Annotated in this window: 1 rRNA gene; it reads left to right on the forward strand. The window is 57.4% G+C overall.

From position 1 onward, the window contains the following. A 23S ribosomal RNA gene (locus ACSNOC_RS27505) occupies positions 1-2,349 on the forward strand; the annotation flags it as partial. Positions 2,350-2,375: the final 26 nt, after the last annotated feature.

A 2,375-nucleotide genomic window follows, 5' to 3' on the forward strand; every position in this document is an offset into this window, starting at 1 on the left:
TTTGAGTAGCATGCCCAAGACCCGAAGCGGAGTGATCTAGCCATGGGCAGGGTGAAGCGTGGGTAAGACTGCGTGGAGGCCCGAACCCACCAGAGTTGAAAATCTGGGGGATGACCTGTGGTTAGGGGTGAAAGGCCAATCAAACTCCGTGATAGCTGGTTCTCCCCGAAATGCATTTAGGTGCAGCGTCGTGTGTTTCTTGCCGGAGGTAGAGCACTGGGTAGGTGATGGGCCTTACCGGGTTACTGACCTTAGCCAAACTCCGAATGCCGGTAAGTGAAGCGCGGCAGTGAGACTGTGGGGGATAAGCTCCATGGTCGAGAGGGAAACAGCCCAGAGCATCGACTAAGGCCCCTAAGCGTGTGCTAAGTGGGAAAGGATGTGGAGTCGCAGAGACAGCCAGGAGGTTGGCTTAGAAGCAGCCATCCTTGAAAGAGTGCGTAATAGCTCACTGGTCGAGTGATTCTGCGCCGATAATGTAGCGGGGCTCAAGTACACCGCCGAAGTCGTGTCACTGCGTGTATACGTGGTGGGTAGGGGAGCGTCGTGTGCCGGGTGAAGCAGCCGTGGGAGCGTGTTGTGGACGGTTCACGAGTGAGAATGCAGGCATGAGTAGCGATTCACACGTGGGAAACGTGTGCGCCGATTGACTAAGGGTTCCTGGGTCAAGTTGATCTGCCCAGGGTAAGTCGGGGCCTAAGGCGAGGCCGACAGGCGTAGTCGATGGATAACCGGTTGATATTCCGGTACCCGCCGTGAAGCGCCAGCGCTGAATCTCTTGATGCTAAGCCCGTGAAGCCGCTGGTGATCCCTTCGGGGTGATCCAGAGTGGTGGAGCCGGTGGCCCGATGGGGTAGTAGGTGAGTGATGGGGTGACGCAGGAAGGTAGTCCATCCCGGGCGGTGGTTGTCCCGGGGTAAGGGTGTGGCCCGTCGTGCAGGTAAATCCGTGCGACTTGTGGGTGAGGCCTGATGCCGAGCCGATTGTGGTGAAGTGGATGATCCTATGCTGTCGAGAAAAGCCTCTAGCGATGTTTCATGGTGGCCCGTACCCTAAACCGACTCAGGTGGTCAGGTAGAGTATACCGAGGCGTTCGGGTGAACTATGGTTAAGGAACTCGGCAAATTGCCCCCGTAACTTCGGGAGAAGGGGGGCCGTTCCCGGTGAAGGCTTTTTCGGCTGGAGCTGGGGGTGGCCGCAGAGACCAGCGAGAAGCGACTGTTTACTAAAAACACAGGTCCGTGCGAAGCTGTAAGGCGATGTATACGGACTGACGCCTGCCCGGTGCTGGAACGTTAAGGGGACCGGTTAGCTCTTTGGGGCGAGGCTGGGAACTTAAGCGCCAGTAAACGGCGGTGGTAACTATAACCATCCTAAGGTAGCGAAATTCCTTGTCGGGTAAGTTCCGACCTGCACGAATGGCGTAACGACTTCTCGGCTGTCTCAACCATAGGCCCGGTGAAATTGCAGTACGAGTAAAGATGCTCGTTTCGCGCAGCAGGACGGAAAGACCCCGGGACCTTTACTATAGCTTGATATTGGTGTTCGGTTCGGTTTGTGTAGGATAGGTGGGAGACTGTGAAGCTCGGGCGCCAGCCTGGGTGGAGTCGTTGTTGAAATACCACTCTGGTCGTGCTGGATGTCTAACCTGGGTCCGTGATCCGGATCGGGGACAGTGTCTGGTGGGTAGTTTAACTGGGGCGGTTGCCTCCTAAAGGGTAACGGAGGCGCCCAAAGGTTCCCTCAGCCTGGTTGGTTATCAGGTGGTGAGTGTAAGTGCACAAGGGAGCTTGACTGTGAGACTGGCGGGTCGAGCAGGTGCGAAAGCAGGGACTAGTGATCCGGCGGTGGCTTGTGGGAGCGCCGTCGCTCATCGGATAAAAGGTACCCCGGGGATAACAGGCTGATCTTCCCCAAGAGTCCGTATCGACGGGATGGTTTGGCACCTCGATGTCGGCTCGTCGCATCCTGGGGCTGGAGTTGGTCCCAAGGGTTGGGCTGTTCGCCCATTAAAGCGGTACGCGAGCTGGGTTTAGAACGTCGTGAGACAGTTCGGTCCCTATCCGCTGTGCGCGTTGGAGTCTTGAGAAGGGCTGTCCCTAGTACGAGAGGACCGGGACGGACGAACCTCTGGTGTGCCAGTTGTTCTGCCAAGGGCATGGCTGGTTGGCTACGTTCGGGAGGGATAACCGCTGAAAGCATCTAAGCGGGAAGCCTGCTTCGAGATGAGGACTCCCACCCACTTTGATGGGGTAAGGCCCCCGTGAGACCAGCGGGTTGATAGGCCGGAGATGGAAGCCTTGTGAGGGGTGGAGTTGACCGGTACTAATAGGCCGAGGGCTTGTCCGCAGATGCTCGCGTCCACTGTGAATTCT

The sequence above is a fragment of the Streptomyces sp. URMC 129 genome, assembly GCF_051386415.1.
Lineage (GTDB): Bacteria > Actinomycetota > Actinomycetes > Streptomycetales > Streptomycetaceae > Streptomyces.